The following is a 26,117-nucleotide window of genomic DNA, read 5'->3' as shown; positions in this document are numbered from 1 at the left end:
TGACATGGGACTAGCTTTGCTCATGCAGGTCTACCTCCCCATTGCCGAGGTTTCGGTCAACGTCTTCGTCCTTTTCGGCCTTGGCGGGCTGGTGGGCATCCTGTCGGGCATGTTCGGCGTCGGCGGCGGCTTTCTGATGACGCCGCTGCTGTTTTTCATCGGTGTGCCGCCCGCCGTGGCCGTGGCCACCGGCGCCAACCAGATCGTCGCCTCCTCGGTCTCTGGCCTGATGGCCCACCTGAAACGAAAGACCGTCGACCTGCGAATGGGGACGGTGCTGCTCATAGGCGGGCTGATCGGCGCGGCACTGGGGGTGGTGCTCTTCAACTACCTGAAATCGCTGGGCCAGGTCGATCTGCTGATCAACCTCTGTTACGTCGTCTTCCTGGGCATCATCGGCGCATTGATGTTCATCGAAAGCCTCAACGCCCTGCGCAAATCGCGACGGGGAGCCCCACCGAAACGCAAGAAACACAACTGGGTGCACGCGCTGCCCTTCAAGATGCGGTTCCGCACATCGGGGCTTTATATCTCGGTGATCCCGCCGTTGCTGGTGGGCCTCGCCGTCGGCGTGCTGGCGGCGATCATGGGCGTGGGCGGCGGGTTCATCATGGTGCCCGCCATGATCTACCTGCTCAACATGCCCACCAAGGTTGTCATCGGCACCTCGCTGTTCCAGATCATTTTCGTCACCGGCTTTACCACCGTGATGCATGCCACCACCAACTACACGGTAGACGTGGTTCTGGCGGTGGTCCTGCTGGTCGGCGGGGTGCTCGGCGCACAGGCCGGCACCGCCATCGGCATGCGGCTCAAGGCGGAACAGCTGCGCATCCTGCTGGCCGGGCTGGTGCTGCTGGTCTGTGGCAAGCTCGCCCTCGACCTTCTGCTGACCCCGTCCGAATTCTACGTCCTTTCCGCAGCGGGGAGCCACTGATGCGCCTTCTGCTGCTCCTGCTGGTTTTCGCCCTGCCCGCCCGGGCAGAAGAAGTGGTACTGGGCCTCAGCAAGGAGATCGTCCAGATCTCCACCGATTTCGACGGGTCCGACATCCTGATCTTCGGAGCAATCAAGCGCGAAACTCCGATCGAGGCAGACCCGCTGCAGGTCATCGTCACCGTGGCCGGCCCACATCAGCCGGTCACGGTCTGGCGCCAGGCACGGCGGTTCGGGATCTGGGTCAATGCCCACTCGGTCGAGGTCGACGCCGCCCCCAGCTTCTACGCCATTGCCACCTCGGCCCCCTGGGGCCAGGTGATCTCAAAAACCGAGGACCTCCGCCACAAGATCTCGATTCCTCGAGCCATCCGCTCCGTCGGCGCGCCGATGGACGTGCCCGACGCGCAGAGCTTTACCGAGGCGGTGATCCGCATCCGCACCCGCGAAGGCACCTACCAACTGCTGGAAGATACGGTGACGGTGCGGGAACAGACACTCTTCGACACCGCCATCTCAATGCCCGCCAACCTGACCGAGGGCACCTATCCGACGCGCATCTTCCTGACCCGAGGCGGCAACGTCATCAGCACCTACGAAACGGAAATCGAGGTGCGCAAGGTCGGGCTGGAACGCTGGCTCTACGCCCTGTCCCGGCAACAGCCCTTCGTCTACGGGTTGATGTCGCTCTTCATCGCCATCGCGGCGGGCTGGGGCGCCTCCACCGCCTTTCGCATCCTGAGGTCGCAATGACACGCACGCCCCCCGGCACCCGCGCCGATTACCTGGCCTTCCGCACGCTGCCCACCCGCTGGATGGACAACGACGAATACGGCCACATGAACAACGCCACCTACCTCTCTTTCTTCGACACCGGCATCAGCCTCTGGCAGATGGACAATGGCATCAACATCCGCGGCCCCGAGGCACTGCGCCTGCTGACGGTCGAAACCGGCTGCCGATACCATTCCGAAACCGGCTTTCCCGATCTCATCCACGCCGGGCTGCGCATCGGCCACCTCGGCACCTCCTCGGTCCGGTTCGAGGTCGGCCTGTTTCGCAACGACGAAGACACGGCCAGCGCCGAAGGCTTCTTCACCCAGGTGCTGACCGGCGATGACGGCCGCCCGACGCCCATCCCCGACACGATTCGCGCCTCATTCAATACCCTCCGAGGCTGAGAGCGCCGGACGGGGGGCCAGCCCCCCGAACCCCCCGGAGGTATTTTTGGCCCAAAGAAACACAGTGCACGCGCTCTTGGCTTCTTTGGGCGACAAATACCTCCGGGGTGAATGCGCGCAGCGCAGAGGGGCAGCGCCCCTCAGTGGCTTGCGGTCACGCAAGCTGAACCTGTCACGCCGCAGGCGTGCCAATTGGATTAGGCCTTTTCGTTGAAATAGGCGTAGATCCTTTCGGCCAGCGCCCCGCTCACCCCCTCCACCGCCTTCAGATCGGCCAGGTTGGCGCGGCTGACAGCCTTGGCAGAGCCGAAATGCGCCAGGAGCGCGCGCTTGCGTGCGGCGCCGACGCCCGGCACTTCGTCCAGCGGGTTGGCCATCTGCGATTTCGCTCGTTTCGCCCGGTGCGTGCCGATCGCAAATCGGTGCGCCTCGTCTCGGAGGCGCTGCACGAAATAGAGCACCGGATCGTTGTGGCGCAGGGCAAAGGGGCGCTGGCCGGGGCGGTGGAACTCCTCCTTGCCGGCATCGCGGTCGATCCCCTTGGCCACCCCGACAAAGGGCAGGTCGTCCACGCCCTGCTCGGCCATTATCTCGGCCACCGCACTGATCTGACCGGCGCCGCCATCGATCAGCATCAGGTCCGGCCACAGCCCTTTGGTGCGGTCCGGATCCTCTTTCTGCAACCGGGACAGGCGCCGCTTCAGAACCTCCTTCATCATGCCGAAGTCATCGCCGGGCACGAGGTCGTCCCCCTTGATGTTGAACTTGCGGTACTGGTTCTTCATGTAGCCGTCCGGCCCGGCGACGATCATCGCGCCCACGGCGTTGGTGCCCTGGATATGGCTGTTGTCATAGACCTCCACCCGCTGCGGCGGTGCGCCGAGCTCAAAGGCCTCGGCCAGCCCGCGCAAGAGCTTCGCCTGCGTCGCGGTCTCGGCCATCTTGCGGCCCAGGCTCTCCTTGGCGTTGCGCAGGGCGCCCTCTACCAGCTCCGCCTTCTCGCCCCGTTGCGGCACCGCGATCTCGACCTTGCGGCCAAGCTTGTCAGTCAGCGCCTCGCGCATCAGGTCCTCGTCCTCGATGCCATGTGACAGCAGGATCTGCCGCGCCGGTTCCTTCTGGTCATAGAACTGGCCCAGGAAGGCCTCCATGACCTCGGCGGCGCCCACGTCCTCGCCCACGCGGGGATAGAAATCGCGGTTGCCCCAGTTCTGGTTGGCCCGGATGAAAAACACCTGCACGCAGGCCTGGCCGTTTTCCAGGTACAGCGCGATCACATCCGCCTCGGCGGTGGTCTGCGGGTTGATCCCCTGTGCGGTCTGGACTTGTGTCAGCGCGCGAATGCGGTCGCGCAGGGCGGCGGCGCGCTCGAACTCCATCGCCTCCGAGGCCTCGGCCATCTGGGTCTTGAGCCGCTCCTGCACCTCGGTCGACTTGCCCGAGAGATAGCGCTGTGCATCCTTCACACTGCGGGCATAGTCCTCTTCCGAGATCTTGCCGACACAGGGCGCGGTACAGCGCTTGATCTGGTACTGCAGGCAGGGCCGGGTGCGTGTCTCGAACATACTGTCCGTGCAGTTGCGCAGCAGGAACGCCTTTTGCAGCTGGTTCAGCACCCGGTTCACCGCGCCCGCGCTGGCGAAGGGACCATAGTAGGCGCCCTTTTCCTTCTTGGCACCCCGGTGCTTCTTGATCATCGGAAAGGCGTGGTCGGTCACCAGGATGTTCGGGAAGGACTTGTCGTCCCGCAGCAGCACGTTGAACTTGGGCTTGAGCTGCTTGATCAGGTTCTGTTCCAGCAACAGCGCTTCGGTCTCTGTCCGGGTCGTGAGGAACATCATCGACGCGGTTTCCGAGATCATCCGGGCGATGCGCCGCGAGTGCCCCGTGGGTCGGGCGTAGCTCGACACCCGGGCCTTGAGGTTGCGCGCCTTGCCGACGTAAAGCACCCGGCTCTGGTCATCCAGCATGCGATAGACCCCGGGCGAAGAGTCCAGAGTCTTGAGGTATCCGTGGATGATCTCGTGGCCCTTTGGCACGCGGCCTTGCTCCCCGTTTTGCTCACTCAATGGCGGTATTCCTGCCCAAACTCAAAATGCGCGATTCCTTGCCTGTGCTGCAATGCAACGATGGCCGTTTCAAGCACTTAAGCATCCACCGAATATGTGGATAACTCTGCGGGCAAAATCCGGGTAGGTCGATTTTTTCCTTGTTTACGGCCCACTTCGCCGACCTGCCCAATTTTTAGGCGATAATATAAGCAGCTGATATTAAATCATAAAAAAGCTATCACGTTGCAAGTCATTGAGACCAATAACCTTTTCGTAACGCTTTTGTTAAGACTTTGTGACCCGTGCACAACTCTGGGGCGCATCCCCTTATTCGACACCGACGACGTCGGGAGTCTGCCACCCCAGGTGTTGGCCCCCATCAACGCAAATCAGCTGCCCGGTGACGGTTTTCGCCCCTAAAAGAAAGGTCAGCGCGGCGGTGATGTCGTCGGGGTCGGCGCCACGCTCCAACACCGTCGACGCCCTCTGGCGGGCAAAGGCCCCGGCGTCCTGCCGACCGCCCTGCAGGGTCGGACCGGGGCCAATCCCGTTGACCCGCACGCGCGGCGCCAGCGCCTGCGCCGCGGTCTGCGTCAGCGTCCAGAGGGCGGATTTCGCCAGGGTGTAGCTCATGAATTCGGGCGTCAGCTTGCGCACCCGCTGGTCGATCATATTGACCACCAGCCCCTGCGCCACCGGCTCTTCGCGCGCGTCCCGCGCCGGATCGGGCACCTGGGCGGCCAATGCCTGGATCAGAACGAAGGGCGCCCGCAGGTTGCTTTCGAAATGGCGGTCCCAGCTTTGCCGCGTGGCGCTGTCGATATCGTCATATTCAAAGACAGAGGCGTTGTTCACCAGCACCGTCACCGGGCCGCCCAGCGCCTCTGCCGCGCGCGGCAGCAACGCCTGCGCCTGAGCCTCGTCCAGCAGGTCCGCCTGCAGGGCCACGGCCTGCCCTCCGCGTGCCTCGATCCCGGCCACGACCTCCTGTGCCGCAGCCTTTGACCCCGCGTAGTGAACCGCCACGGCGTAGCCCTGGTCTGCCAGTGTCTCGGCCATGGCCCGGCCCAGCCTTCGGCCCGCGCCCGTCACCAGCGCGCGCCCCGTTACGTCACCCATGTGGTTCTCCGTCACAGCAATACGACTGTGACATAGCCCAGATAAAGCGCCGACAAGACGATGCCCCAGATCCGCCCCAGGTCGCGCCCGAAAAAGACGAAGGGCAAGAGCAACAAGGAGGCCCCCAGCATCACCCAGAAATCGAACTGCAGGAAGCCCGGCCCGACCTGGATCGGAGCGATGAGCGAGGCAACCCCGATGATGGCCAGCAGGTTGAACAGGTTGGACCCGATCACGTTGCCGATGGCGACGTCGGCCTGTTGGCGGATCGCGGCCATGACCGTCGTCGCCAGTTCCGGCAAGGAAGTGCCAAGCGCCACCAGAGTCAGCCCGATCACCGCATCCGGAACGCCGAACATGCGGGCGATCTCCTCTGCGCTGTCAACCAGCAGGTCGGCGCCCAGGGGCAGGCCGATCAGGCCCAGCGCCAGGTACAGCCCGATCCGCCACCAGGGCATGTCGGGGTCGGCACCTTCCGGTTCTTCCAGCTCTTCGTCGGCCTGACCTTCGGCGCGGTGTCGCAGCGCGGTGCGCAACTGGCTGCCCAGGATCAGGATCAGCAGCGTCAGCAGGATCAGCCCGGCGGTCCAGTCAAAGACCCCGCGAAAACCCAGCGCGATGAAGACCAGCGTGCCGCCTATCATCTGTAGGTAACTGCTGCGCGTGTCGCACTGGCTGGTGTGCATGACCGTGATCAGCCCCGGCACGCCCAAGACAAGCAGCACGTTGGCGGTATTCGATCCCACCACGTTGCCCAAGGCGATGCCCGGCGCATTCTCCAGCGCCGCCTTGATCGAGATCAGGAGTTCCGGCGCCGAGGTGCCGAAGGCGACGATGGTCAGGCTGACGACAAGGGCCGGAATACCAACCCGCAAGGAGAGGTTCACCGCCCCCTTGACCAGCGCGTCCCCCGCCAGAAGCAGGATCAGCAGCCCAAGAACCGCGTAGAGGTAGACCATCTCAGCTGCCCCCCTTGCGACAGTCGCAAGGTCCCTGGCCGATACGGTAGCGACCGCATTTCGGGCATTTGGTGGCGTTCAGGCGGGCGCGGTCGCGCAACTGGCCCAGCTGTTTGGCACCGGGAATCCGCAGCTTTCCGAAGAATCCCAGCACGGCGATGAACACCAGGAAAAGGGCGACGATCTTGACGATCAAGACAGACCAAACCGCGCGTAGTCCGCGCGTTCCTCGATTTCCCCCAGTGCACCCTGAACTGCCTGCGCGCCCAGGCGCGGCAACAGGGGTTTGCGCGCCTCGTAGCGCTTGAACCGGGTCTTGTCGCCGAAACGGTCCTTCATCAGCGGAACAAGGTGGCCGATGCCATCGGCCAGCCCCTCGTCCACCGCCGCCTGGCCGATCCAGACCTCGCCGGTGTAAAGATCCGGGTTTTCGGTCAGCTTGTCGCCCCGCCGGGTCTTCACATGGCCGATAAAGGTCTCGTGCAATTGCTCCAGCAGGCGGTTCAGCCGGGCCACGTCCTCTTCTTTTTCGGGCTGGAACGGGTCCATCATGCTCTTGGATTTGCCCGCCGTATGCACCCGCCGTTCGATCCCCTGCCGTTGCAGGAAAACCGGAAGGCCAAAGCCCGCCGAGATCACCCCGATGGACCCCAGGATCGAGCTGGGATCGGACCAGATTTCATCCGCCGCGCTTGCGATCCAATAGCCGCCAGAGGCCGCCACATCCTCGACAAAGGCCAGCACGGGCACCTCGTGTTCCTCGGCCAGCCTGCGAATGCGGGCGCCAATCAGCGAACTTTGCACCGGCGAGCCGCCGGGCGAATTGATTTCCAGCGCCACCGCATCGGGTTTCGACTTGAATGCCTTTTCCAGCAGCGGCGCCACCGAGCGATCAGAGATGCTCGACCGTCCGGGCACGCCGATGGCGCCCTGCAGGCGCACGACCGCGACCCGCGGAACGGATTTCATGAAGGGAACCCAACGTCTCATGGCGTGGCATGTAGAGAGCGGGCCGGGGACAAACAAGGCAGGCGCCGAAAAGACGCCGCGTTGTGGTGCATTTACCTCTGGCGCCACGCGGTGTTGCCAACGGGCTGGGCAATCACCTCCGAGGTTTTTCTTGCCAAGCCGCCCGGCGGTCACAAGACTGCCCTACGATGCTTGATGAAACGCGACACCGCTGCCGAGGGGGCCTTGCCTTGGTCTTTGCCCTGGCGGCACTGTTCCTGCCAGCCTCGGCCTTGCCTGCCACCATCACCCTGGGCGGTGATGCCATCATGCAATGCGACGCCACGCTGACCGGAGAGATCCGGGACGGCGATGCGGAAAAGCTGCGCAGCTTTGCCGAGCAAAACGGGTGGGAACCCGCGTTTGCAGGTAGTGGCAGCACCGACGGTATCCGGACACTCTGTCTCGACAGCAACGGCGGCAGCTACCTTGAGGGCATCGAACTGGGCAATGTGATCGGTAGTATCGGCATCCGAACCGCCGTTGGGCCGGACCGGACCTGCGAAAGCGCCTGTGCACTTACCTTCATGTACGGCACGTTTCGCACCTTCGAGGACATTATCCTGCCCGAACGCCGCCTGCACCCGCGTGGTATATTGGGGTTTCACGCCCCCGGCCTTGTCGTGCCACGGGGGGAATATACCGAAGATGCGGTGAAAGACGCATACCGCGTTGCAATACAGAGCGTCGAACGCCTGGCCAGGATGAGAGGTATGGGCCAGTCGATTTTTCCCCAGGCGCTGTTCCTGACCATTCTCGGCACCCCGCCCGAAGACATGCATTATGTCAGGACCGTGCAGGAGGCCGCGACCTGGAACATCGAGGTGTTCCCCGTCGGCTTCCCGACAACCGATCGTCACCACGCCGTCCTGAATGCCTGTACCAATGGTTCCCCGAATGCCGGTGTCATGGCCATGTTCAACCGCACAACGGGGCCGACCCTCGACTTGATCGAAAGCGCGAACTGGGAGGCCGGCGAACTCAGGATCACGACGCGAGACTTCTTTCACGTCGAAGCGATGTACAAGTGCCGCCTGATCCAGGAAAACAATGCCGCGCAACGCAGCCATTTGGGCAAGGTGGAATTCCTTGACGTGGGCGTGCTATCGAACTCGCCCCTCTACCGCTACTTCTTCTTTCCCCCCGACATGCCGATCAGGGACATTCCCGAACGCCCCGACATGAGCGATGGACAGTTCTTCGAGGCCCTGGCAGCTGCCCGTCCCATGCCTGCGCCGGACGCGTCCCGTGCCGAGGTCACGCCCCCGACCGCCCCGCCCGCTGCATTGATCGCCCCTCTTGCGACAGAGGCGGACGAGGCCCGCCTGAACCTGGATCGTGCCGCCCGGCAAGAGATCCAGCGCCGCCTGACGCTGGCCGGCTTCGATACCGGTGGTGTCGATGGCGATCTGGGTCCGAACTCGCGCAGGGCCATCCGGGACTGGCAACAGGCACGGGGCTTTCCCGCGTCCGGCCACCTGAACGCAAGCCAGCGCACCCGACTGATCGAGGACAGCCGCGATCTCTACGACGCCTGGCTGGCCGAGGAGCAGGCCAGGCCCAGGAAACGGCGGGTCAAGGTCTGCCAGCGCGGCGCGCTTGGCCTGCTGGTGAACTGCCGCATGGAATGGCGATAGCACCGCTATGGAAACAGATTACCGCAAGCACCCAAGGACGATATCCGCCCGCGTCTCCACGTCGGTCCTGGGCAGGATGACCGGCGCATAGCCGAGCCGGGGAAGCGCGTCGCACAAGCGGTTGTATTCTTCGACACCTGCCGCAAGGTCCTGTTGGCGTTCGCCGTCCTGCCTGTAGATTTCCGGCCAGGGCGGGACAAGAAAGACCTGCCTGTGAAACCGCGCCGTTCCGCTCAGGCTGCAAGACGCCGGTTTGCCAATGGCATGCTCCAGCGCAATCGTCGCATCGACAAGGCCACGGTCGAAAAAGACCCAGCCCGGCGCCTGCGCCACAGCGTCCCGGTCACGATGCGCAAGGTCGATCGCCCGGCGCGCAAAGGCCGCCAGATCGACCCAGGGCAGCGCCCGGCCCTCGCCCCGCATCTCTTCTGCCACGATCCGCCGCCCCGGTTCCTCGACAGTCGCGAACCCCCGCCGCCTCAACTCGGCCAGCAAGGTCGATTTCCCGCCACCAGAACAGCCCGACAGGATGACATGACGGTTCCCGGTTCCGTCCCTCATTTCACGTTCTCCGATTGATCCGACCTCCCCGGGCGCAACGCCAAAGGGACGGTGGGTGGGGCGAGGTTCCGGCCACAGGCCGGGACAAGCGTCACCCCCGTCCCGTCAGAAGAAACTCTGCGGGTCGATGTCGATGGCCATCCGCATATCCCCCGTCAGGCGCACCTGCGCGGCCCAATCCGCCAGCGCTCCCTGCAAGGCAACGCCCTTGGGCGCCTTGACCAGAAGCCGCACCCGGTGCCGCCCCTTGACCCGCGCGATAGGCGCAGGCGCCGGCCCCCAGACCTCGGCCCCCACCTGTCGCAACACCCTGTCGTTGCGGGCCAGGAAATTGCCCAGGTCAAAGACCTTGGCCATGTCCCCGCCCGACAGGATGATCCCCGCCAGACGACCAAAGGGCGGCATGCCTGCCAGCCGTCGTTCATCTGCCTCGGCCGACCAGAATGCTTCTTCGTCGCCCGCCAAGATCGCCCGGATCACCGGGTGTTCGGGCTGGTAGGTCTGCAACAGCGCCACCCCCGGCTTTTCCGCCCGGCCCGCACGCCCCGCCACCTGCCGCATCAACTGAAAGGTCCGCTCGGCGGCGCGCAGATCCGACCCCTGCAGCCCAAGATCCGCGTCGATCACGCCAACGAGCGTCAACAGCGGGAAGTTGTGCCCCTTCGCCACCAGTTGCGTGCCGATGATGATGTCAGCCCCCCCCTCGGCAATCGCCGCCACCTGCGCCTTCAGCTCGCGCGCCGTCCCAAACAGGTCCGAAGACAGAACCGCGATCCGCGCCTCGGGGAACAGTCCCGCCGCCTCCTCTGCCAGCCGCTCCACCCCCGGCCCCACGGCGGCCAGCTTGCCCTCCACCTCGCAAGAGGGGCAGACCTCGGGGACGGACATACTCTCGCCGCACTGGTGACAGACCAGCCGTTTCAGGAACCGATGCTCGACCATGCGGGCATCGCAATGCGGACAGCCGATCTGCTCGCCACAGGCCCGGCACAACGTGACCGGCGCATAGCCGCGCCGGTTGATGAACAAAAGCGCCTGCTCTCCCTTTTCCAGCCGCATGTTGACCGACCGTCGCAGCGTGCCGGAAATCCAGCGCCCGGCGGGCAGCTTTTCGGCCCGCATGTCCAGCGCCTTCATCTCTGGCAGGACGGCGGGGCCAAAGCGTGAGGTCAGCACCAGCCGCTTGTACTTGCCCGCATCCGCATTGGCCCAGCTTTCCAGCGACGGCGTCGCCGAGGCCAGGACCACCTGGCAGCCCAGGATCGAGGCGCGCAGCACCGCCATGTCGCGGGCATTGTAGAGGACCCCGTCCTCCTGCTTGTACGAGGTGTCGTGCTCTTCATCGACGACGATCAACCCAAGGTTCTGGAACGGCAGGAACAGGGCCGACCGCGCGCCCACGACCACCTGGCAGCCGCCCTCTGCCACCATGCGCCAGACCCGCCGCCGCTCTGTCATGGTGACGCCGGAATGCCACTCGGCAGGGCGCGCGCCGAACCGCGCCTCGACCCGGGTCAGGAACTCCGCCGACAGCGCGATCTCGGGCAAAAGCACCAGCGCCTGCCGCCCTGCGCGCAAGGCCTCCGCGACCGCCTCCAGGTAAACCTCAGTCTTGCCCGAGCCTGTCACGCCTTTCAGCAGGACCGTCTCGTAGCGCCCCGACCGTTGCCCCTCGCGCAGCACCTCTGCAGCAGCGGCCTGATCCTCGGTCAGCTCCTTGCCGCCATAGCCCGGGTCGAGCCTCGGAAAGGCCGTGTCGCGCGGCGTGTCTTCTTCCCAAATGGCGCCGCTCTTGACCAGCCCCTTGACGACCGAAGAGCTGACCCCCGCCGCCTCGGACAGTTCCTTGAGCGTCAGCGCCAGCCCCCCCATCTCGCGCGCCGCGTCGATCACCCGGGTCCGCGCCTCGGTCATGCGCGGAGGCTCGCCCTCGCCCAGGCGATAGACCTTGCGCATGGACGGCGGATCGCCCAGCCCGGGCGCCCGCGTCGCCAGTCGCAGCATCGCCGGCAAGGGCGTCAGTGTATAGGCGGCGGCCTTTTCGATGAAGGCGCGCAACTCGTCGCGCATCGGCGCCACGTCCAGCACCCGGTTCACGGCCCGGATCTTCGACGCGTCGAAATCCCCCCGCCCCGGCCCCCAGACCACCCCCAGCACCTTGCGAGGTCCCAGCGGCACCTCGACAAAGGCCCCCCGCCAACACCCACCCTCGGGCGCACGGTAATCCAGCACCCGGTCCAGGGGTTGCGTGGTCAGCACACCCACAAGCGTGCCAGCGTCAAAGAATTCCGGGGTAGTGATCGGCATGCAAAAGGGGTAAATCGCGGGACAGGAAAGGCCAAGCCATCAAGGAGCGCGCGCCATGAAATTCTTTGTCGACACCGCCGAGATCGACGCCATCGCCGAGTTGAACGACCTCGGGATGGTGGACGGGGTCACCACCAACCCCTCGCTGATCATGAAATCGGGCCGTGACATTCTCGAAGTCACCAAGGAAATCTGCGACATGGTCTCGGGCCCCGTCTCCGCCGAAGTGGTCGCGACCGAGGCCGACGCCATGATCGCCGAAGGCCGCAAGCTGGCCGAGATCGCCGAGAACATCGCGGTGAAAGTGCCGCTGACCTGGGATGGCCTCAAGGCCTGCAAGGTGCTGAGTGACGAGGGCCGCATGGTCAACGTTACACTCTGTTTCTCGGCCAACCAGGCCCTGCTGGCGGCCAAGGCTGGCGCCACCTTCATCTCTCCCTTCATCGGGCGGCTGGACGACCTGAACCTCGACGGGATGGATCTGATCGCCGATATCCGCGAGATTTATGACAACTACGGGTTCGAAACCCAGATCCTCGCCGCCTCGATCCGCTCGGCCAATCACATGTCCGAGGCGGCCAAGATCGGCGCCGACGTGGCCACCGCACCTCCGGGCGTGATCAAGAAGATGGCCGAGCACGTGCTGACCGACAAGGGACTGGCACAGTTCCTGAAAGACGCCGAAAGCGCGGGCATCAAGATCGTCTGATTGGTCACTCGATACGGACAGGAGTGGGGGCCCTGCCCCCACACCCCCGGAGATATTTTCCGAGAGAAGAAGCCTGGCGCGCGCTCTTGCGGTTTCTTCTCTCGAAAAATACTCATGACAGCGCCTTGCGACCGCGCATCTCCGGGAAGGCCATCCTGTGATGGGACTTCGCGTAGGGCGGGGTTTACCCCGTCGCCCGGTCAGACGTTGGGCTCTCCCTGCAAGCCCAACAGCTTGCGGAACCCCGTCCAATAGCCTGGCAGCTTCGGCGGTTCGCGGAGCCCGGCCAGCGCCTCCTCGGCCCAGGGCGCCATTTCGCGCCCCGCGAATTCCCGCCCCCAGTCCAGGTAGGCACCCGAATCGTCGGGACGCAACCGGCAAGCGGACCCCACCAGAGCGACGAGCGTTTCGGGCGGCGAATACCATTCGTCCTGGATCCCCGTGACCCGTTTCTGTATCAGCGGGCCGATGATCCGCATCAGCCGCTTGTCCGAGAAGGTCAGCAGCATGCGGCCCATCTCGGCCCGCGAATAGTGGATCAGCGGCGGGAAGGTGTCGAAAAACACAGCTGCGCCGTCGATCACCGCGAAATTGCGGATCGAGGGGTGAAAGCCGATCCGCCCCTCCTGTTCCCGCGCCCAGAGCCAGAAGCGCGCGATGACCTGACCCGCCGCCTCCATCATCTCCAGCGTCGAGGCCAGCGTTTCCTTCTGCATGCGTGGCCGCATCAGGCTATCGACGGGCAGAGCTTCCTGCACGATCACCGGAACGCGCGCGCCCTCCAGCTCGACGAAGTGGAACTCTGTCGCCGGCATCGGCACGCCGCCCGCCAGCAGCGCGTCGACGTAGTCGTCGTGACAGCGGTGCAGCCGGTCCAGGGCCGCAACGTCCCCCATGCCCCGGTAGACCTTGATCACCCGGTCAGACAGCGGCCCACTGTCCGGCCGGAACGGTGCGCAGAAATAGCCAAGTCGGGAAATCGTCTGGCCCCGGGACTGGGCGTCGGCCCGGATCAGGCGGGAGAGTTCGTCGAGATCGGTCATCAAGGGGCCTCCTGTGCGCGCCCCCTTACCCCGTCCCGAGCCGTTCCGCCACCTCTTGCGCAAGCGCCTCGATCTCGGCCCGCGCCGGGGTCTTGGGCCCTTCATGCGCCCCGCGCCCCTGGCCCAGCGCCTCGGCATAGCCCACGCGGTTGCCCAGCGAGGCCCGGGCCACATCGGCGCCCAGCCGGGTTGCGGCCTCGGCCACCTCGGCGTTCAGCCGGGTGCCGACCCGTGTCCGGTTCATCACAAGGAGCGTCGCGCAGTTTTCCCGCGCGGCAAGATCCAGCACGCCCTCGGTGGCCCAGAGGTCGACGTGGCTGACCGCGACCGGCACCACCACCAGGTCGGCCACCCGCAGCGCCGGGCGCAGGTCACTGTCCGCCTTGGGTGGCGTGTCGATGATGACGATGTCATTGGAGGCGGACAGTTTGCGCACTTCGTAAGAGATGCCCCAGGCAGAGGAGGTGGCGAAGTCCAGCCCCTCGCAGGCCTCGGGCTGGGTCTCGACCCGGGTCATGAACCAGCGGCCCAGGCTGCCCTGCGGGTCCAGATCGACCACGGCGACCCGCTTGCCCTGCGCGTGAAAGGCCAGCGCAAGATGCGCCGCCAGCGTGGTCTTGCCGCTGCCGCCCTTCTGCTGCGCCACTGTGATCACATATCCAGCCATTCCACCCCCCGAGAAACCTGCCAGTGACTGTGCACCTGCGGCATCGGGGAATCCAGCCCCCTGCGTCAATTGCTTCACCTTCCGTTAACCATTGCATCCTTACGGTTTGGAAGGGTTGGTTAACGGCCCACCGCTGCCAAGAGTCCCGCCATGCGTCCTGCAGCCATCTTTCTGGCCGCCATCCTGGCCGCCTGTCTTGCCGCCCCGCCTGCCGGGGCAGGTGCCTGGCCGCGCAAGCAGGGCAGCGGTTTCGGCAGTATCGCCGTGCGGCTGGGCTGGCCGCAGGACATGAGCAGCTGGACCTCGCTGGACCCGACGCAGGACTATTCGACACTGTTCTTCGAATACGGCCTGACCGATCGGCTGACGCTGGGCTTTGACATCGGCCATTCGGTCGGCGGCAGCGGGAAATCGGTGCTTTTCCTGCAATGGCCGCTCCGGCAGGCCGAAACAGGCGCACAGGTGACGGCACAGTTCGGTCTGGGCACGATCGCCGGGCAAAAGGTCTTGCGTCCGGGAGTGTCTGTCGGCTGGGGGCTGAAGAACGGCTGGCTGTCCATCGACAGCGTGGCAGAGGCCTATGTCGACAGTGGCAGAACCGATCTCAAGATGGATGTCACCTGGGGCCGCAACCTGCCCAGGGACCGCAAGCTGATCCTGCAGATCCAGACCGGCCAACCGGATGGCTACGATCCTTTCGCACGGGTCGCGCCCTCGCTGGTCGTCCCGTTGAGGGGGCCGGTCAAGCTGGAAACAGGTGTCACCTGGGGGCTGACAGGGGACACCTCGATGGGGCTGAAGATGGGGCTCTGGACAGAGTTCTGAGCGCGGACCGGATCAGGCGGACACCCCCGGCGCTGGCACAACCCGCACGCCTGATATGCGCCAGTCGCCATCGACCTTCTGCATCCGGTACTCGACCACATAGCTCTGGCCGGCGTCGTCCCGGATCAGGACCTGCTGCCACAGGGCGCCGTCCAATTCGCGCAGCGGCCCGAACGCGACATCGCTGGGCCGCCAGACCATCGGATAGCCCTTTTGCACCATTGCGCCGAAATTCTGCGGGGTGCGAAAGGTGTTGCGAATGCCCGGGCTGGCAAATTCGAAAGCAGCGCCGAAATCATCCTGCAGGAAGGCGTCGATCTGGCCCTGGATCGTGCTCTGGATTGCCGGATTGGGTGCAAGGGCATCCTGAGCCGGGGCTGCCCCCGCCAAACTGACCGCGACGGCCAGCCCCATCAAAAAGTTGCGCATCTCAATTCTCCTCGTGGCTTTCCCATAGGTAAGACACGAGGAGAAACGGTCAAAGTTTCAGCCGTGCGGGGCGGATCACCCCAGCTCGCCCGCCAGGCCCTTTTCGATCAGCGCCACGGTTTCATCGACGCCGTAGAGCGCGATGAAACCGCCAAAGCGCGGCCCCTGCGACTGACCCAGCAGCACCTCGTAAAGCGCCTTGAACCAGTCGCGCAGGTTCTCGAACTCATGCGCCTTGCCGACAGCGAAAACGAGGCTTTGCAGCGTCTCGTCATCGGTCGCGCCGTCATGCGCCCTGAGCTGTGCCGCCAAGTCCTCCATCGCCGCGCGCTCCTTGGCGTCCGGGGCGCGGAAGACCTTGGTCGGCTTGACGAAATCCTCGTAGTATTTGACCGCGAAACCCGCCGCCGCGTCGAGGTCCGGGTGGGTGTCGGGCGTCGCGTCGGGCGCATAGCGGCGGATAAAGCCCCACATCGCGGCCTTGTCCTCGGCCCCGGCGGCCGAGGCGAGGTTGAGCAGCATCGAGAAGGGCACCACCATCTTCGACTCGGGCACATCGCCGTTGTGAATGTGGAAGACAGGATTGTTGACCTGCGCCTTGAGGTCCTGCCCGGGGTAGGCCCGCAACTGCTGGTGGTACTCATCCATCGCCTTGGGGATCACGTCGAAGAACAACCGCTTGGCCGTCTTGGGCTTCTGGAACATGAAATAGGACAGGGACTCGGTGCTGGCGTATTTCAGCCAGTCGTCGATCGAGATACCGTTGCCCGAACTCTTCGAGATCTTCTGGCCCTTGTCGTCCAGGAACAGCTCGTATGTGAAATGCTCGGGCGGGCGCACGCCCAGCGTCCGGCAGATGCCGTCATAGATCGGCGTGTTGGTGCTGTGGTCCTTGCCGTACATCTCGAAATCGACGCCCAGCGCGGCCCAGCGGGCCCCGAAATCCGGCTTCCACTGGAGTTTGACGTTGCCGCCCGTGACCGGCAGCGTCCATTCCTTGCCGTCCTCGTCGTCAAAGGTGATCTCTCCCTTGGCGGCATCGACGTTTTTCATCGGCACATAAAGAACGCGCCCGGTCTCGGGGTGGATCGGCAGGAAGATCGAATAGGTCTCGCGCCGTTCGTCCCGCAGCGATTTCAGCATGATGGCCATGAGGTCATCGTATTTTTCCGCAGCGCGCAGAAGGATCTCGTCGAACTGGCCGGACTTGTAGAACTCTGTCGCGCTGATGAACTCATACTCGAACCCGAAGGTGTCGAGGAACCGCCGCAGCATGGCATTGTTGTGGTGACCAAAGCTTTCGTGCGTCCCGAACGGGTCATAGACGCTGGTCAGCGGGCGTTGCAGGTCTTCGCGCAGGCGCTCCTGGTTGGGCACGTTGCCCGGCACCTTGCGCATTCCGTCCATGTCGTCGGAAAAACAGATCAGCCGCGTCGGAATGTCCGAGATCACCTCGAAGGCGCGGCGGATCATCGTCGTCCGCGCGACCTCGCCAAAGGTGCCGATATGCGGCAGGCCCGAGGGGCCGTAACCCGTCTCGAACAGCACGTAACCCTTTTCGGGCGGTGCCTTTTCATACCGTTTCAGGATCCGGCGCGCCTCTTCGAAGGGCCAGGCCTTGGCGCTCATCGCCGCGTCGCGCAGATCGGACATTTCTCGGTCTCCTTGGGGGGTGTTGCGGGCGCTTCTCTATTGCCCCCCCGCCCCCGCGTCAATAAATTGCGCGGCGACCCCATTACAGATCGAGGCCCCCCGCATGTCCGACGCCACTCAGCCGCTCAGCCCGCAGGACTGCCTTGTGGCCCTGATGATCGCCGTTTCCGTCTCGGACGAGAGGGTGCGGACGGTCGAACTGGTCAAGATCGACGCCTCGGTAAAGATGCTGCCGGTCTTTTCGGGCTATGACAGCGACCGGGTGCGCGCCATGTCGACGCTGGTTTTTGAACTCTTCGAACAGGAAGACGGGCTGGACGCGCTTTTCGGCCTGATCCGCGACAACCTGCCGGAACGGCTGTTCGAAACCGCCTACGCGCTGGCCTGCGACGTCGCCGCCGCCGATGGCACGCTGCAGGAAGCGGAACTGCGTCTGCTCGAAGAGATTCGCTACGAACTCAACCTCGACCGCCTGCATGCAGCCGCGATCGAGCGTGGCGCCCGGGCGCGGCACCTGACCCTGTGAATTTGACTTGAATCCACCCGAATCCCGGGCTGGTTTGTTGCAAAAATCCCATAGCTTTTGCCGCTCTACTCCCTCTACCGGGCCGGGTCGGGTATACCTGACTGACCGGCGGGTAACCGCGTAGTAACGTCCCTCTAGGCATTTTTTCGCCGAAGCTGCCAAGCTTGTACCTGGAGGGACAAATGAAACGATTTTTTGCCGCCGCGCTGGCCGCGGCACTTCTGTGTTTTTCACCGCTCATGGCCGCCGCTGCCCCGCTGGTGGCCAAGGTCGACGTGTCGACCCAGACCATGACGGTGATCTACAACGGCAAGGTTGAATACCGCTGGCCGGTGTCGACCGCGCGGGCCGGGAAACACACGCCGCGTGGCCAATGGAATGCCTACTGGCTGTCCAAGTATCACCGGTCGAGCATCTACAACAACGCGCCGATGCCGTTCGCGATCTTCTTCAACGGTGACTACGCGATCCACGGCACCGACCAGATCAGCCGCCTGGGCCGCCCCGCCTCGGCCGGCTGCGTGCGCCTGCACCCGGAACATGCCGCCGTCCTGTTCGAGCTGACCCGCCAAGTCGGCAAGAAGAACATGAAGGTCGTGATCGACAACTGAGCCGTCCGGCCGGCTGCCACCGGCCCGGACCACAAACATGAAAAGGGCCCTGCATCGCGGGGCCCTTGTTCGTTGGTCCCCGCAGGCTGTGGCATCCCGGTGCGCGCGGTCAGCTATATCGCTTCCAGGTCTCCATCTCGATCGCCTTGCGGGTTTCCAGGGCAGAGATCTCGGACTGGAGGACGCGCCGCTCTTCCGGGTCGGTCGCCTGAGCAAGCCGTTTGCGCGCAATGTCAATACGCTCTTGCATCATGCCAAACGGCGTCATGGCCCCGCTCTCTGCAAATGTATGCGCAAAGGGGTCGGCGGTCAGGCTGCTCGGCTTGATGGGTTTCCCGGTGCCCGGCAGATCGTCAAGATCCCCGTTTTCCTGCGCCCGTCGAAAGGCCTGGTCGATGAACGATTCGAACATGTCCATAGCGTCCCCTTCCGCAATTCCGCCGATGGTCCCTGCCGGACTTCAGGTATGCAGCCGGCCCGCCCGGCGCAAGGCGCGCGCTCAGACCGGGTCGCTTTCGTACAGCACACCCCAGCGTCCGATCAGCCCCTGCTGCAAGATCTTGGCCCGGCTGTTCCAGCTGCGCCCGCCCTCGGGGCGTTCGCGCTGCGCCTTGGTCAGCGCGTCCCGGCGCGGCATGTCGGCGGCAAAGATCGCAAAGACAAGCTCGGTGCCGTCGGGCAGATCGACGAACCCGGCCAGCCCGCTGACGAAATTCAGCGTGCCCGTCTTGGCGCGCACCTTCAGCGGCGCATTCTCGATCACCTGGTAACGGGAATCGCGAAGCGGCATATCCTTGAGCAGCGGCTTGATGCCCATCTTCATGCGTAACCCGCGCAGGCATCCCATCATCTGCATCGCGCTGACCCGGCTCTGGTCGCCCAGGCCCGAGTGATCGATCAACGCCAGACCGGGAACGCCCAGCTTTTCCTGCGCCCAGGTGTTCATTTCCGCCGCAGACGCCTTGAGAGAGGCGGGCACGGCCCCGCTGCGCGCCACCGTTGCCGACAGGCCCACCACCTCGGCGGTCAGGTTGGTCGACCATTTCAGCATGTCGCGCAGGATCACCCGCAAGGGCTGGCTTTCGTGGCGGGCCAGTTCATCGCCCCCGGGCAAACCTGCGGCGATTTCCGGCTTGCCGGTCTTGATTCCCTGCGCCGCCAACAGCGTCTGGAACACCTCGCCCGCGTAGGCCTCGGGCTTCTTGATAGGCAGCCAGCGCGCACCGCCATCGCCCAGTGCGCCGCGCGCCACCGTCCAGTTGTCGCGGCCAGAGCGGTCTTCATAGGTGTAGACCGGCAGGCTGCGGTCGATCAGGTCCATCCGGGCGACGCGCACGTCCGGCCGATGCGCGGCAGAGCGCGCCTGCATCGTCACCGTGTAGTCGCTGCCCGCCTTGCGCCATTCGAAATGCACGCGGTTGTAGTTCAGGTTCAGCCCGGACACCGACGGGTTATAGCCGACATGATCCGGCTGGCTGGCGTCGATGCCGATGAGCGAGGGCAGCGCCCCGCCCCAGACCTTCAGCCCGCCGGTCAGTCCAGTGACCCCGGCGGCGCTGACCCCGGCGGCCAGCCCGGCCAGGGCGTCGGTGTCCAGCGTCGGATCGCCGCCGCCCGCCAGCACAAGGTCGCCGTGCACCACCCCGTCCTTGACGGGACCGGTGGCGATCACGCGGGTGACAAAATGATGCCCGGGCCCCAGCACGTCCAGCGCGTAACCGGCGGTCAGCGCCTTGGCCACGCTGGCCGGGGGCAGGCTCACGTCGGGGGAATGCGTCTCCAGCACCTCGCCGCTGTGCAGGCGGGCGACAGCAAAGCTGACATCGCCGTCCAGCGCCGCGCGTTCGATCAGCGCCTCTGCGGGCGGCTGGATGCGTTTTCGGAAATCGTCGGACCGTGCAACCGGGCGCAAGGAGGTTTCGGGCGCCCGCGCCCAGCCGGGCAATGCCGCCCCGCCTAGCGCCGCACCCGCCACTCCCCCCAGGAAGGCACGTCTGGAAATGCCATGCGTCATGAGGCCGATCTAAGCGAATCCCGCCCCGTCGGGCAACCGGCAACTGGAGTCACGCCCTTCACGATTTCGGGCCTGTTGCCCAGTGGCCCGCCGCGCGGATCGCGGTCGAGCTGAGGTCGGTCATCGGCATGTTCACGAAACACCAGGCCGGGGCGCGCGCGCCGGCCAGCCGGTGCGAGGCCTGCGCCGGCATTTGTGCCGCGCGATAAATGCGCGCCGCCGGAGAGCTGCGCGCCGCCGTGCGCAGGCCGGGCCGCGCCAGCACCCCCACCGGCACGCTCTGCAGGATACCCTGCCAGTTGTCCCAGCGGTGGAACTGCGCCAGATTGTCGGCGCCCATCAACCAGGTGAACTGCACCCTCGGGAACAGGTATCGCAGCCGCGCCAGGGTTTCGGCGGTATAGCGCGTGCCCGCGCGGGCCTCGAAATCGCTGACGGTGATGCGCGGATGGTCGGTCATCGCCCGGGCCGCCGCCATCCTGTCTGCCAATGGCGCGGGGGGATTGGGCTTCAGCGGGTTGCCCGGGCTCACCAGCCAGACGACGCGATCCAGATCGAACCGCTTGAGCGCCTCGCGCGACAGGTGCAGGTGCCCGGCGTGCGGCGGATCGAAAGACCCGCCCAGCAGGCCGATCCGCGCTCCGCGCGGCAGCGCCCGCCCGTCCAGCGCACCCGCGCCGGCCATGAAAAGGCCCTGACCCTGTATCCCCGACTGCGGCACGCCGCATCCTCCCGCAAAGATCCGCCTGCGCGCACCGGGAAACCGGATACGCGCTCAGGCCGGTTTGTGCAAGAAACCCTTTCGTGCAGGGGCCTTACCCGACCCGCCGGGCCATGCCGCGGACCTGCGGACAAACACGTCCCGACAGGCCCCCGGGCAGCTCGTCAAAGCTCTTGCGCATCTGCTGCTCAAGTCGTGCAAGATCCGCTCCAAGCTCGGCCAGGCGACCGGCATGTGCCTCGATGTCCGGCACCGCCTGCTCTGCGCGGACCGATCCCCCTGCAATTTCTTGTTGAACGCTGTCGATCAGCTTGCCCAGCCCGCTCACCAGACGCACCCCCTCGATACCGCGTTCCTGCGAGGTCGAGATCAATCCCCGGACCCGCTGCGCGCTTTGTGCAGATTGGACGGCAAGCCCGTGCATCTCGTCGGCCACGACAGCAAAGCCACGCCCCGCCGTCCCGGCCCGCGCTGCCACGATACCCGCGTTCAACGCCAGCAGGTTGGTCTGAAAGGCAACGTCCTCCATCACCTCGGCCACCTGTCCGATCTCGTCGGTCGCACTCACGATCCGCGCCATCTGCTCCAGCGCCCGGCCAGGCAATCCCGGGTCCCGCTCTGCAACCCCCCGCATCGCACCCACGGATCCGGCCATGTCCCGCGCCGCGCCCAAGACGCCCTGCATTCCCTGCAACAGCTCATCGGCCTCCGTCCGAAGGTGCACAATCGCCTCGACGCCGTCGCGCCCACCTGCCTGCGCCTGCCGCAAGTCTTCGATCATCTCGCGAAGCTGTCGATCCGCCTGTTCTTGTGCCCGCCTTTGTCCATCCGCCTCTGTCGCGCGCCTTGCCTCTAGGACCTCCAGCGCCCGAACGATGCCTGGCGGACATCCTGCCGGCATCGCGGGATCGCCCCGCGCCACCCGGTCCAGAGCCGCTTCCAAAGACCCAAGGTCGACCGCCGGCTTTGCCGCAGCCTCCTCTCGGGCCTCGCTCAGGGCCACATGCAGAACACCCACGGCCCGCGCCAAACCGCCGATCTCATCACCTGCGGCGCGATCCGGCACCGCCGTCTTGCCCCCTGCCAGCGATGAGACCACCGCCGCCTCCAGCGCGCGCAGGCGCCGGGCAAGCCGCGCCGCCGCAATCCAGGCAAAGCCCGCCTGTAGACCAGCCCCGGCCATCAGCATCCGACCAGCTGCACCGTCGCCAAGAACGCCCACGGCCAGCGCCACCAAAGACGACGCCAGGGCCAAGAGTCCCGGCAGCCACCATCTTAGGCCAAGCCAAGCCTGTCCCTGCTCCGGCGCGTTCCGCATCATCCTTGCCTTTCCCGGTCCCCGGCCCGTGGGCACGACCTCCTAGATGACCGGGAAATCTTTAGATCGGTTTAAGGCAAATTTGCCGGGAATTTTCCGCGTCTCGCGCCGCAGATTGCACCGCCCTCGCCAACGCGGTACTCCGTCACGAACAACGCGCAAGCTGCAGGAGCGGATCATGGCCTCGTATCAGTATGTCTACCACATGGATGGTGTCTCCAAGACCTATCCGGGCGGCAAGAAATGCTTTGAAAACATCCGCCTGAGCTTTCTGCCAGGGGTCAAGATCGGTGTCGTCGGCGTCAACGGCGCCGGTAAGTCGACCCTCATGCGGATCATGGCCGGACTCGACAAGGATTTCACCGGCGAGGCCTGGGCCGCCGAAGGCGCCAAGGTCGGCTACCTCCCGCAGGAGCCGAAGCTGGAAGAAGACATGAGCGTGCGCGACAACGTCATGCTGGGCGTGGCCGAGAAGAAGGCCAAGCTGGACCGGTTCAACGAACTGGCCATGAACTACAGCGACGAGACCGCCGACGAAATGGCGCAGCTGCAGGACGAGATCGACAGCCAGAACCTCTGGGATCTCGACAGCCAGGTCGATGTCGCGATGGAGGCGCTGCGCTGCCCCCCCGATGACGCCATGCCGGCCAATCTCTCGGGCGGGGAACGCCGCCGGGTCGCGCTGTGCAAGCTCTTGCTCGAAGCGCCCGACATGCTGCTGCTCGACGAACCGACCAACCACCTGGACGCCGAGACCATCGCCTGGCTGCAACAGCACCTGATCGACTACAAGGGCACCATCCTCTGCGTCACGCACGACCGCTATTTCCTCGACGACATCACCGGCTGGATCCTGGAATTGGACCGCGGCCGTGGCATCCCCTACGAGGGCAACTATTCCAGCTGGCTGGAACAGAAGGCCAAGCGCCTCCAACAGGAAGCCCGCGAGGACAAGGCCAAGCAGAAGACGCTGGAACGCGAACTGGAATGGATGCGGCAGGGCGCCAAGGCACGGCAGGCGAAATCCAAGGCGCGGATCCAGTCCTACAACGAACTGGCCAACCAGTCCGAACGCGAAAAGCTGTCCCGCGCCCAGATCATCATCCCCAACGGCCAGCGCCTTGGGCAAAAGGTGATCGAGGTCGAGCACCTCAACAAGCACATGGGTGACAAGCAGCTGATCGAAGACCTCTCGTTCTCGTTGCCGCCGGGCGGCATCGTCGGCGTGATCGGGCCCAACGGCGCCGGTAAATCGACGCTGTTCAAGATGATCACCGGGCAGGAAACCCCCGACAGCGGGACCATCGAATTCGGCGACACGGTGCAACTGGCCTATGTCGACCAGTCGCGCGACGATCTCGCCGCGGAAGCAACCGTCTGGGAGGCCATTTCCGGCGGCGCGGAACAGATCAAGCTGGGCGACGCCGAGATGAACAGCCGCGCCTATTGCTCGGCCTTCAACTTCAAGGGCGGCGACCAGCAGAAGAAGGTCGGCCTTCTCTCGGGCGGTGAGCGCAACCGGGTGCACATGGCGCGCCTGCTCAAGGAGGGCGGCAACGTCATCCTGCTCGACGAACCGACCAACGACCTGGACGTGGAAACCCTCCGGGCGCTGGAAGACGCGCTGGTCGATTTCGCCGGCTGCGCCGTGGTCATCTCGCACGACCGTTTCTTCCTCGACCGGATCTGCACGCATATCCTTGCCTTCGAGGGCGAGGCACATGTGGAATGGTTCGAGGGCAACTTCGAGGACTACGAAGAGGACAAGAAGCGGCGGCTTGGGGCGGATGCGCTGGAACCGAAGCGGCTGAAGCACAAGAAGTTTGCGCGGTAGTCGAGCGACCCGAAGGGCGGGGTTCACCCCGCCTGACCTTCACCGCGGTCCGCAGTCAGCGGCGGGGCAAGCCCCGCCCTACGCGGCCCAACGGCCTATGCGCATGTCCCGATGCACGGACGAATACGGCCAATCCTCGGGCCGCTCGACCAGCCCGTGTTTCACCGGGTTCGTCATGCAATACCGCAGATGAGCAACGTAATCGGCCTCATCCCGGATGTGATGCTCCCAGAACCTGCGCTGCCAGATCCCCGCGTCCTGCTTCGCCACCTTGCTGGGGCTGCGCGCCGCGCGGAGACGCTCCGCCTCGGTGGGTTGGAAACCCACCCTACGGTCCGTGGGTAGGGTGGGTTTCCAACCCACCGACTCGCCACCTTTCAACCGAACAACCTTCGAGAACCGCGCCTTGATCGCGCCCCATCGGTCCGAATAACTCGGGTCGTCCGCTGGCAAGGTCCAGACCGCATGCATGTGATCGGGCAATACCACCCATGCGTCGATCCCGAACGGCCGCCTTGCCCGTGTCACCTTCACCGCCTCACGCAAGATCTCGATCTCGTCCACCAGCAAGGCACTCCCCCGCTGGGCGAGGCAGACGGTGAAAAAGACGGATCCTCCACGACCCTTTGGACGGCGGTAATTCGACATAGGGCGATGCTGGGCCAAAGCGGTTAAAGACCGGTAAGCGGCGGGGTGAGCCCCGCCCTACGCCGCGCCTTCGCCGGGGGCCATCGCCCCCTCCAACCAAAAAGAACCCGCGCGGCGCCCCTTGGGCCTCCGCGCGGGTTCAGATCTCACAGGGCCCGAACGTCGGGCTCTAATATCACCCGTCGTCCGACGGTTGCGCGCCGTCCCCCGGCATACGCTCCTGGAACATCGCGGTGATCCGCTGGCTCAGGGCATCGTCCGCCTGGGCGGCCTCGCCGATGGCGGTATAGGTCGGCACGTCGATGCCATCGGTCTGCACGATGGCCTCCTTCATCTCTTCCTGCGCCTGCCGGACCAGCGCCTGCTGGTCTTCCTCGTTTTCAGCTGCCTGAAGCCGCGCCTGGTAAGTCTGGCGCAGGGCCATGACCTTCATCGCCGCATCGACAAAGCTGTTGAGGTCGCTGTCGCTGTATTGCACGTCTTCTGCGGCCTGAACCTGGATCAGGGTGCCCTGCGGCCCGGATTGCGCCAGGGCCGGCGTCAGCGGTGCCGCAGCAAGTGCCACGATGGTTGCAGTGCCAAGAATGGTTTTTCGTACGCTCATGATCGGTCTCCCGTCAGAGATGGGTTTCGCGGGTCTTACCGCACTCCCCACCGACCAAATCCCTCAGAGCCGATGTTTCAACCGTCCAGAAAAAATCCCTTCCTGGTGACGGCGGTCTTCCGCCGGCGCCCGGGCAGGCGCGCCGCTCTACAGGAGCAGACCCGCCGCCCAAAGGCCCAGCGCAAAGACCGAATGCGCCACCAGTCCCATGAGCCGCCCTTTCCAGGGCCGTTCCGTCCGCGACAGCGCCCAGCCCAGCCCCATTCCCGGATGCAGCAGGAACCACCCGCCCGCGATGGTGACGATCCCCCAGATCCAGGCCATCCAGAGGACCGGCGCCTCGACCCAGGCGCGCCCGAAGATCAGCGCAAAGACCACGCCGTAGATCACCCCGACAAGGTAGTGGAACGCCCAGCCCAGCGCGCGTTCGCCCGCCACCGGGGCCGCCGCGCCGATATCGTCGTGAAAGACGCGCCCCCGGAACAGCCAGGCGACCCAGCGGCCCACGTTGCCCCAGTTCGGACGCCCCTGCCCCGCGACCCGGTCCAGCAGCAGCGCCCAGAGATCCATGGCCACCGTGCCGCCGACACCGATCACCGCGCCTGCCCAGATCAAGTCCATCGCTCGCCTCCCCGTTTGCGCCACCATGACCCCGGCACGCGAAAGTGGCAATCATCCCGGCCGGGCATCGCCCCGAACTCAACAATCTTGACCGCTGCGCCCGACCCGGCCTAACCTTTGTGCGGACTTAGATAA

General features: G+C 65.2%; 27 protein-coding genes. 9 read left to right on the top strand and 18 right to left on the bottom strand.

The features are described 5' to 3' along the window. Window positions 1-22: 22 nt before the first annotated feature. From KZZ07_RS03795 to KZZ07_RS03785, 3 genes are read left to right on the top strand one after another with little or no spacing between them, the layout of a single operon-like run. The gene (locus tag KZZ07_RS03795) at window positions 23-937 is read left to right on the top strand and encodes a sulfite exporter TauE/SafE family protein (protein ID WP_219512368.1); all 915 of its coding nucleotides are present in this window, start codon (window positions 23-25) and stop codon (window positions 935-937) included. Continuing rightward, window positions 934-1,689 (top strand): TIGR02186 family protein, encoded by a 756-nt coding sequence (locus KZZ07_RS03790; protein ID WP_219512760.1) that lies wholly within the window; start codon window positions 934-936, stop codon window positions 1,687-1,689. The genes KZZ07_RS03795 and KZZ07_RS03790 overlap by 4 nt, the downstream gene beginning before the upstream one ends. Continuing rightward, the gene (locus KZZ07_RS03785) at window positions 1,686-2,117 is read left to right on the top strand and encodes an acyl-CoA thioesterase (RefSeq protein ID WP_219512366.1); all 432 of its coding nucleotides are present in this window, start codon (window positions 1,686-1,688) and stop codon (window positions 2,115-2,117) included. The genes KZZ07_RS03790 and KZZ07_RS03785 overlap by 4 nt, the downstream gene beginning before the upstream one ends. Window positions 2,118-2,314: 197 nt before the next feature. Here the strand turns inward: KZZ07_RS03785 and uvrC are convergent, their stop codons facing one another. From uvrC to KZZ07_RS03760, 5 genes are all read right to left on the bottom strand, one after another. Further along, window positions 2,315-4,186 (bottom strand): excinuclease ABC subunit UvrC, encoded by a 1,872-nt coding sequence (gene uvrC / locus KZZ07_RS03780; protein WP_219512365.1) that lies wholly within the window; start codon window positions 4,184-4,186, stop codon window positions 2,315-2,317. 309 nt (window positions 4,187-4,495) lie between these two features. Then, the gene (locus tag KZZ07_RS03775; RefSeq protein ID WP_219512364.1) at window positions 4,496-5,287 is read right to left on the bottom strand and encodes an SDR family oxidoreductase; all 792 of its coding nucleotides are present in this window, start codon (window positions 5,285-5,287) and stop codon (window positions 4,496-4,498) included. 11 nt (window positions 5,288-5,298) lie between these two features. After that, a complete protein-coding gene (locus KZZ07_RS03770) occupies window positions 5,299-6,246 on the bottom strand; it encodes a calcium/sodium antiporter (protein ID WP_219512363.1) in 948 nt (315 codons plus the stop codon). Window position 6,247: 1 nt separating this feature from the next. Continuing rightward, the gene (locus tag KZZ07_RS03765) at window positions 6,248-6,442 is read right to left on the bottom strand and encodes a hypothetical protein (protein WP_219512362.1); all 195 of its coding nucleotides are present in this window, start codon (window positions 6,440-6,442) and stop codon (window positions 6,248-6,250) included. Then, window positions 6,439-7,236, bottom strand: coding sequence for a S49 family peptidase (locus tag KZZ07_RS03760; RefSeq protein ID WP_219512361.1), 798 nt, complete (start codon window positions 7,234-7,236; stop codon window positions 6,439-6,441). Before KZZ07_RS03760 ends, KZZ07_RS03765 begins: the two co-directional genes overlap by 4 nt. 209 nt (window positions 7,237-7,445) lie before the next feature. Between KZZ07_RS03760 and KZZ07_RS03755 the strand changes: the two genes are divergently transcribed. Further along, entirely contained in the window at window positions 7,446-8,891 is a 1,446-nt protein-coding gene (locus tag KZZ07_RS03755; RefSeq protein WP_255564148.1) for a peptidoglycan-binding protein, read from the top strand. An 18-nt stretch (window positions 8,892-8,909) separates the two neighbouring features. On the opposite strand, the gene KZZ07_RS03750 is transcribed toward KZZ07_RS03755, so the two are convergent. Next, a complete protein-coding gene (locus tag KZZ07_RS03750) occupies window positions 8,910-9,452 on the bottom strand; it encodes an AAA family ATPase (protein WP_219512360.1) in 543 nt (180 codons plus the stop codon). Window positions 9,453-9,557: 105 nt separating this feature from the next. Then, complete coding sequence (locus KZZ07_RS03745) at window positions 9,558-11,759, bottom strand: primosomal protein N' (protein WP_219512358.1); 2,202 nt, start codon at window positions 11,757-11,759, stop codon at window positions 9,558-9,560. Window positions 11,760-11,814: 55 nt separating this feature from the next. Here KZZ07_RS03745 and fsa point away from each other — a divergent pair, with 55 nt between their 5' ends. Further along, on the top strand, window positions 11,815-12,468 hold the full coding sequence (gene fsa, locus KZZ07_RS03740) for a fructose-6-phosphate aldolase (protein ID WP_088669545.1): 654 nt from the start codon (window positions 11,815-11,817) through the stop codon (window positions 12,466-12,468). Window positions 12,469-12,668: 200 nt separating this feature from the next. Here the strand turns inward: fsa and KZZ07_RS03735 are convergent, their stop codons facing one another. Together KZZ07_RS03735 and parA are read right to left on the bottom strand one after the other, a co-directional pair. After that, entirely contained in the window at window positions 12,669-13,511 is an 843-nt protein-coding gene (locus KZZ07_RS03735; protein WP_219512357.1) for a DUF6206 family protein, read from the bottom strand. 25 nt (window positions 13,512-13,536) lie between these two features. Continuing rightward, the gene (gene parA / locus KZZ07_RS03730) at window positions 13,537-14,178 is read right to left on the bottom strand and encodes a ParA family partition ATPase (protein ID WP_219512356.1); all 642 of its coding nucleotides are present in this window, start codon (window positions 14,176-14,178) and stop codon (window positions 13,537-13,539) included. A gap of 150 nt (window positions 14,179-14,328) precedes the next feature. Between parA and KZZ07_RS03725 the strand changes: the two genes are divergently transcribed. Next, entirely contained in the window at window positions 14,329-15,003 is a 675-nt protein-coding gene (locus KZZ07_RS03725) for a hypothetical protein (protein WP_219512355.1), read from the top strand. 12 nt (window positions 15,004-15,015) lie between these two features. Here the strand turns inward: KZZ07_RS03725 and KZZ07_RS03720 are convergent, their stop codons facing one another. Together KZZ07_RS03720 and KZZ07_RS03715 are read right to left on the bottom strand one after the other, a co-directional pair. Continuing rightward, on the bottom strand, window positions 15,016-15,432 hold the full coding sequence (locus tag KZZ07_RS03720; RefSeq protein WP_219512354.1) for a DUF4864 domain-containing protein: 417 nt from the start codon (window positions 15,430-15,432) through the stop codon (window positions 15,016-15,018). 75 nt (window positions 15,433-15,507) lie between these two features. Then, entirely contained in the window at window positions 15,508-17,085 is a 1,578-nt protein-coding gene (locus KZZ07_RS03715; RefSeq protein WP_219512353.1) for a lysine--tRNA ligase, read from the bottom strand. Between the two features lie 103 nt (window positions 17,086-17,188). On the opposite strand from KZZ07_RS03715, the gene KZZ07_RS03710 reads away from it, so the two are divergent. Then, window positions 17,189-17,611 carry a tellurite resistance TerB family protein gene (locus KZZ07_RS03710; protein ID WP_219512352.1) on the top strand — a complete coding sequence of 141 codons (423 nt, stop codon included), beginning with the start codon at window positions 17,189-17,191 and terminating at the stop codon, window positions 17,609-17,611. Between the two features lie 182 nt (window positions 17,612-17,793). Then, on the top strand, window positions 17,794-18,222 hold the full coding sequence (locus KZZ07_RS03705) for a L,D-transpeptidase (RefSeq protein ID WP_219512351.1): 429 nt from the start codon (window positions 17,794-17,796) through the stop codon (window positions 18,220-18,222). Window positions 18,223-18,331: 109 nt separating this feature from the next. Here the strand turns inward: KZZ07_RS03705 and KZZ07_RS03700 are convergent, their stop codons facing one another. From KZZ07_RS03700 to KZZ07_RS27985, 4 genes are all read right to left on the bottom strand, one after another. Then, a complete protein-coding gene (locus KZZ07_RS03700; RefSeq protein ID WP_219512349.1) occupies window positions 18,332-18,634 on the bottom strand; it encodes a DnaJ family domain-containing protein in 303 nt (100 codons plus the stop codon). Window positions 18,635-18,721: 87 nt separating this feature from the next. Beyond that, on the bottom strand, window positions 18,722-20,236 hold the full coding sequence (gene dacB, locus KZZ07_RS03695; RefSeq protein ID WP_219512348.1) for a D-alanyl-D-alanine carboxypeptidase/D-alanyl-D-alanine endopeptidase: 1,515 nt from the start codon (window positions 20,234-20,236) through the stop codon (window positions 18,722-18,724). 58 nt (window positions 20,237-20,294) lie between these two features. Continuing rightward, window positions 20,295-20,921, bottom strand: a complete 627-nt coding sequence (locus tag KZZ07_RS03690) for a nicotinate-nucleotide adenylyltransferase (RefSeq protein WP_219512347.1) — start codon at window positions 20,919-20,921, stop codon at window positions 20,295-20,297. A gap of 130 nt (window positions 20,922-21,051) precedes the next feature. Next, on the bottom strand, window positions 21,052-22,278 hold the full coding sequence (locus KZZ07_RS27985) for a methyl-accepting chemotaxis protein (RefSeq protein ID WP_219512346.1): 1,227 nt from the start codon (window positions 22,276-22,278) through the stop codon (window positions 21,052-21,054). A gap of 175 nt (window positions 22,279-22,453) precedes the next feature. Here KZZ07_RS27985 and ettA point away from each other — a divergent pair, with 175 nt between their 5' ends. Beyond that, window positions 22,454-24,109: an energy-dependent translational throttle protein EttA gene (ettA, locus tag KZZ07_RS03680; RefSeq protein ID WP_219512345.1), complete on the top strand. Its 1,656-nt coding sequence runs from the start codon at window positions 22,454-22,456 to the stop codon at window positions 24,107-24,109. 78 nt (window positions 24,110-24,187) lie between these two features. Here ettA and KZZ07_RS03675 read toward each other — a convergent pair whose 3' ends face one another. The 3 genes from KZZ07_RS03675 to KZZ07_RS03665 form a co-directional block, all read right to left on the bottom strand. Continuing rightward, complete coding sequence (locus tag KZZ07_RS03675) at window positions 24,188-24,757, bottom strand: REP-associated tyrosine transposase (protein ID WP_219512344.1); 570 nt, start codon at window positions 24,755-24,757, stop codon at window positions 24,188-24,190. Window positions 24,758-24,932: 175 nt separating this feature from the next. Continuing rightward, on the bottom strand, window positions 24,933-25,361 hold the full coding sequence (locus tag KZZ07_RS03670; protein ID WP_219512343.1) for a DUF4168 domain-containing protein: 429 nt from the start codon (window positions 25,359-25,361) through the stop codon (window positions 24,933-24,935). A 147-nt stretch (window positions 25,362-25,508) separates the two neighbouring features. After that, on the bottom strand, window positions 25,509-25,982 hold the full coding sequence (locus tag KZZ07_RS03665) for a DUF2938 family protein (protein ID WP_219512341.1): 474 nt from the start codon (window positions 25,980-25,982) through the stop codon (window positions 25,509-25,511). Window positions 25,983-26,117 lie beyond the last annotated feature (135 nt).

The sequence above is a fragment of the Mameliella sp. CS4 genome, from assembly GCF_019392335.1.
Lineage (GTDB): Bacteria > Pseudomonadota > Alphaproteobacteria > Rhodobacterales > Rhodobacteraceae > Antarctobacter.
Note: the sequence above shows the minus strand (reverse complement) of the source record. Positions and strands in the feature narration are given on the sequence as shown.